General features: G+C 65.5%; 7 protein-coding genes. 2 read left to right on the forward strand and 5 right to left on the reverse strand.

The features are described 5' to 3' along the window. Positions 1 to 63: 63 nt before the first annotated feature. Complete coding sequence (locus AB0L58_RS29925) at positions 64 to 483, reverse strand: VOC family protein (protein WP_364391664.1); 420 nt, start codon at positions 481 to 483, stop codon at positions 64 to 66. Between the two features lie 401 nt (positions 484 to 884). Here AB0L58_RS29925 and AB0L58_RS29930 point away from each other — a divergent pair, with 401 nt between their 5' ends. Further along, the gene (locus AB0L58_RS29930; protein ID WP_364391666.1) at positions 885 to 1,436 is read left to right on the forward strand and encodes a dihydrofolate reductase family protein; all 552 of its coding nucleotides are present in this window, start codon (positions 885 to 887) and stop codon (positions 1,434 to 1,436) included. 27 nt (positions 1,437 to 1,463) lie between these two features. On the opposite strand, the gene AB0L58_RS29935 is transcribed toward AB0L58_RS29930, so the two are convergent. Genes AB0L58_RS29935 through AB0L58_RS29950 form a run of 4 tightly spaced genes read right to left on the reverse strand, consistent with a single transcriptional unit; the run spans position 1,464 to position 3,080 of the window. Further along, positions 1,464 to 1,646: a maltose acetyltransferase domain-containing protein gene (locus AB0L58_RS29935; RefSeq protein WP_364391669.1), complete on the reverse strand. Its 183-nt coding sequence runs from the start codon at positions 1,644 to 1,646 to the stop codon at positions 1,464 to 1,466. 18 nt (positions 1,647 to 1,664) lie between these two features. After that, positions 1,665 to 2,240 (reverse strand): ATP/GTP-binding protein, encoded by a 576-nt coding sequence (locus AB0L58_RS29940; protein ID WP_364391672.1) that lies wholly within the window; start codon positions 2,238 to 2,240, stop codon positions 1,665 to 1,667. A gap of 28 nt (positions 2,241 to 2,268) precedes the next feature. Further along, entirely contained in the window at positions 2,269 to 2,661 is a 393-nt protein-coding gene (locus AB0L58_RS29945; RefSeq protein WP_364391931.1) for a DUF742 domain-containing protein, read from the reverse strand. 35 nt (positions 2,662 to 2,696) lie between these two features. Continuing rightward, complete coding sequence (locus tag AB0L58_RS29950; protein ID WP_364391934.1) at positions 2,697 to 3,080, reverse strand: roadblock/LC7 domain-containing protein; 384 nt, start codon at positions 3,078 to 3,080, stop codon at positions 2,697 to 2,699. Between the two features lie 809 nt (positions 3,081 to 3,889). Between AB0L58_RS29950 and AB0L58_RS29955 the strand changes: the two genes are divergently transcribed. Beyond that, the coding region (locus AB0L58_RS29955) for a hypothetical protein (RefSeq protein WP_364391674.1) at positions 3,890 to 4,137 on the forward strand (248 nt) is incomplete at its 3' end.

Genomic DNA, 4,137 nt, shown 5'->3' on the forward strand with positions numbered 1-4,137 from the left:
TTCCGGATCCCACCGATACCGAGGCTCACCGCCATCGGCATCGGCATCGGCGAGGTCACGAAATCAGCCGAGCAGCTGGGAGAACCGCAGGTGGTTGCCCCACGGATCGCGGAAACCGCAGTCCCGAACGCCGTACGGCTGGGTGATCGGCTCCTGATCGACATCGACACCCGCGTCACGCAACCGGGCGAAGGTGTCGTCGACCGCCTCGGTGGTGAAGATCAGCGTGCCCTGCGCACCACTGGCCAGCCGCCCCTTGGCGGCCTCGCGCGCGGACTCGTTTGGGTTCATCTCCGGGTTCTCCAGGATGAATTCGATTCCCGGCTGCGCGGCCGGTCCGACGGTCAGCCAGCGACCGCCCGGGAACGGCATATCCTGGCGGACCTCGAAGCCGATCACATCCCGGTAGAACTCCAGCGCCTTGTCCTGGTCGCCGACCAGGATGGACACGTGGGACAGTGCGAAATCCTTGCCGTTGCTCATTGCTATCTCCTTGTATCGAGCGGATCACCAGCAAAGACGGCGGGTGCATCCGGAATTCATCGGTGATCTCGCGAAAATCTGCGATATCGGTGAATATCTGTAGCCCACGACCGAGGTCTGCGCGGCGAACGAGCCCGAGCTCGCCGGGCGGGCCGAGCAGTTCCGGATGCGGGCCGGTCTCGGACTCGAAAGCGGTTGCTGCAGTTCCCGGGATTCGACATGCTGTCGACGGACCGCGTGTGCGGCACCTCGCCCCGGCTCGCGGTCGTCCGCGCGCACTCCCAGCACCCGTCCGCCGCGTTCGGACGACATCGAGGAAGCTTTTCGCCGGCAATCGTTTCGCAGAAACTTGTCTCGTCGGTGTCCGATGAGTTCTCCGCGTCCGGGAGGTCTACCCAGTCATGAGGAAACTGATCTATTCGTTCGGCGTGTCCCTGGACGGCTACGTCAACGACCGCGACGGCAGCATCGACTGGACCAACCCGGACGAGGAGCTGCACCAGTTCCACAACGACCGCTACCGCGAGATCGAAATCTCGCTGCACGGTCGTCGCCTGTACGAGCTGATGGCCGAGTACTGGCCGCACGTGCCCGACGACGCGCCGTGCATCGAGCGCGAGTTCGGCCGGCTCTGGACCGACAAACCCAAGGTCGTCTTCTCCAGAACGCTCACCGAGGTCCACTGGAACAGCACCCTGATCAGCGAGAACGCGGTCGATGAGGTCCACAGGCTCAAGGCCGGAGGCGACGGCGTGATGGAGGTCGGCGGCGCGGGAATCGCGGCATCGCTGATGCCACACGGGCTCATCGACGAATACCGGCTGTTCCGCTATCCGGTGGTCCTCGGCGGCGGCACACCGCTGTTCCCGTTGCTGGACAAGCGAATCCAGCTCCGACTGGCCGAGACGAAGCACTTCGACAAGGTGGTGATGCTGCGCTACGTGGCCGACTAACGCCGGTTCAACCGCATCAGCCCGCGTTCACGCGCGACCGTCACCGCCGCGCAACAGGCGCAGCACCACATCGCGTCGCTCGGTTTCCCACGGCCCGGTGCGGTTGAACTCCGCACACAACCGGTGTGCCCGGATCCGCTCGGCCACCCGCTCCGGATCGCTGTCGCGGTACAGCTCCCCGCGCAGCATCCGCTGTTTCTGCTCGCCCACGCGCGCCAGGCTACGGGCTCAGCCGACCTCCCGGGCGGGCGCTTGCGGTGCGGACAGCCGCTGTACCAGCACCTGTTCGAGCAGCGCGACCAGCACCTCCTTCACCGATTTCCGGTCGCGCGCATCGCATTCCAGGATCGGGATCCACTCGTCGAGCTCCAGTGCCTCACGGACCTCGTCGAGTTCGAAGTGCTCGCCCTGTTCGAAACGGTTGACCACCACCACGAATGGCGTGTTGTGCTCTTCGAAGTAGTCCAGCACCGGGTAGCAGTCCTCGACCCGGCCGGTATCCACCACGATCACCGCTCCGAGCGCGCCGTCGACCAGGTCGTCCCACAGGAAGACGAAGCGGTCCTGGCCGGGGGTGCCGAACAGGTAGAGGATCAGCGAGCTGTCCAGAGTGATGCGGCCGAAGTCGAGTGCGACGGTGGTCTGGGTCTTATCCGCGCGCCGACCCGGATCGTCGATACCGATGGCGACCTCGGTCATCGCCGCCTCGGTCACCAGCGGCTCGATTTCGGAGATCGCGCCGATGAATGTTGTTTTGCCGACACCGAATCCGCCACTGATCACGATCTTGACCGATGCGGGCATGGGCCGCTCGACCTGTGGTGTCCGATATTCAGAGTGCCCGTACAAGGTCCCTGATCCTCTCGATGGCTGCGGTGGAAAGTTCGGGGGCATCCCGGACCGAAACATGCCCGGCGGCCGCGAGATCGCTGACGATCACCTTCGCGACGCCCACCGGAACGTGCAGCGCCGTCCCGATTTCGGCGATGGAATGCGGCTGCTGACACAGCCGGACGACGGTGCGCTGTTCGAAGTGCAGCGGTGCGGACAGCGCGGCAGGTGTTGCCCGCACCAGTGTTTCGATGCGCAGCCCGTCGATCAACGGCGTCGTGCGCCCCGCGGTGACGACGAAGGGGCGCACGAATCGATCATCGGAAACATCCGGACTATCCCTGAGCGGCCGGTCGGCTCCGAGCCGGCCGAAGGATTGATTCACCGGGATCATCCGCGGGTCCGGCAACCGCGGCCGGTCTGGATGTCTCATCTGCGCAACGACTCTCGCAATTCCGAGATGAGCGCCGGGTCGAGCAGCGCACCGGCCCGCTCGGCCAGCACCGCCATCTCGTACCCGACCAGGCCGACATCGCATCCGCCTTCGGCGATGACGCCGAGGCAGCTGCCGTCACCGAGTGCGGAGACCAGGAGGAAACCACGCTTCATCTCGATCATGATCAGCTTCAGGCCGTCGAAGGCGTAACTGCGCGAAGCACTTCGGGCCAGGCTGGACAGTCCGGAGACCATGGCGGCCAGCCGATCCGCGCCGGTGCGGTCCAAGCCATCGGACATGGCGATGAGCAGGCCGTCGGAGGAGACTGCGACGGTATCGCGGACACCATCGGTATTGCGGACGAAATTGGCCAGCATCCAGTTGAAGGTGTGCGGGTCCGCGGTCTGTATGTGAGTGGTCACCGAATCTCCTCTGCAGTGGTGGGTGCTGCCGATGTCTGCGCCAAATCCGTGGCGCGCGGAATGTCTGCCACTGCTCGAGCGTTCTCGGACGTCTCCGGCGACGGTGCGCTCGGAGCGCCGCGCTCATGTCCGGCACGGAACGACGAAAGCATGCTGCGGACTTCGGCCGGTGTACGTTCCACCGCGGGAGCGCTGGGCGGGTTCGGAGCGAAACCTCTTGGTGCGCTGACGCTTCCGACATCAGCTGTGCGTGCTCGCCTGTTTCGCTTGACCAATCCGTTCTTGGTTCGCTGGACACCGCTGCATGTTGCTTCGGATTCCGTTGCCGCCGTTGCCGATCCGGGTACCTGCCACACCGAACTGCTCACCGAAGACGGGACAGCGGGTCGCGCCACCTCGGATGCGGGTACGACGTCGGTTGGGCGATCGGAGGCGGGAGCGTCGGCAGAGCGATCGGCTCCTGATCCGTTGACGCCGGGCAAGCCGGTCAGGAAACCGTTGACACCGTCGCGCACGGTGCCGTTCCCCCTCAGCAGCCCCGGCCGCGATCCGTTGATCCCGGACACGGCCGCATCGCCCGTTGGGATATCCCCGGACGCAGCCCAATCGCCCGTAAGCACGCTTCCGGAAGCAGCCGAATGGCTCCCTGATGCAGCCCCCACGACCGCGGTGCCGGTCGAAACCGCATCGTCGCCGAAATCATCCGGCGTGGAATGGAAATGGGCGAATGGTGCGGGTGTCGGCGATACGAAGTCCGGTCGTGCATGCGTGGGTCCACCGGCTCTCGACTGCCGAGGCCGGACGCCGTCGGGCTCGGACCCGCCGGTCATGCGCACATTCTGCGTCCGCGCACCGTGTACCGATGTGTCATCGACCGGCGTGCCATCGACCTGAACGCCATCGACCTGCACACCGTCGACCTGAACGCCATCGACCTGCACACCGTCGACCTGAACGCCATCGACCTGCACACCGTCGACCTGAACGCCATCGACCTGCACACCGTCGACCT

It is taken from the genome of Nocardia sp. NPDC052112 (assembly GCF_040680135.1).
Classification (GTDB): Bacteria; Actinomycetota; Actinomycetes; order Mycobacteriales; family Mycobacteriaceae; genus Nocardia.

What these genes read in the sequence shown, in the direction of transcription:
- AB0L58_RS29925 (WP_364391664.1), bottom strand. Translation starts at nt 483, where the DNA reads ATGAGCAACGGCAAGGATTTCGCACTGTCCCACGTGTCCATCCTGGTC.
- AB0L58_RS29930 (WP_364391666.1), top strand. Translation starts at nt 885, where the DNA reads ATGAGGAAACTGATCTATTCGTTCGGCGTGTCCCTGGACGGCTACGTC.
- AB0L58_RS29940 (WP_364391672.1), bottom strand. Translation starts at nt 2,240, where the DNA reads ATGCCCGCATCGGTCAAGATCGTGATCAGTGGCGGATTCGGTGTCGGC.
- AB0L58_RS29945 (WP_364391931.1), bottom strand. Translation starts at nt 2,661, where the DNA reads ATGATCCCGGTGAATCAATCCTTCGGCCGGCTCGGAGCCGACCGGCCG.
- AB0L58_RS29950 (WP_364391934.1), bottom strand. Translation starts at nt 3,080, where the DNA reads ATGCTGGCCAATTTCGTCCGCAATACCGATGGTGTCCGCGATACCGTC.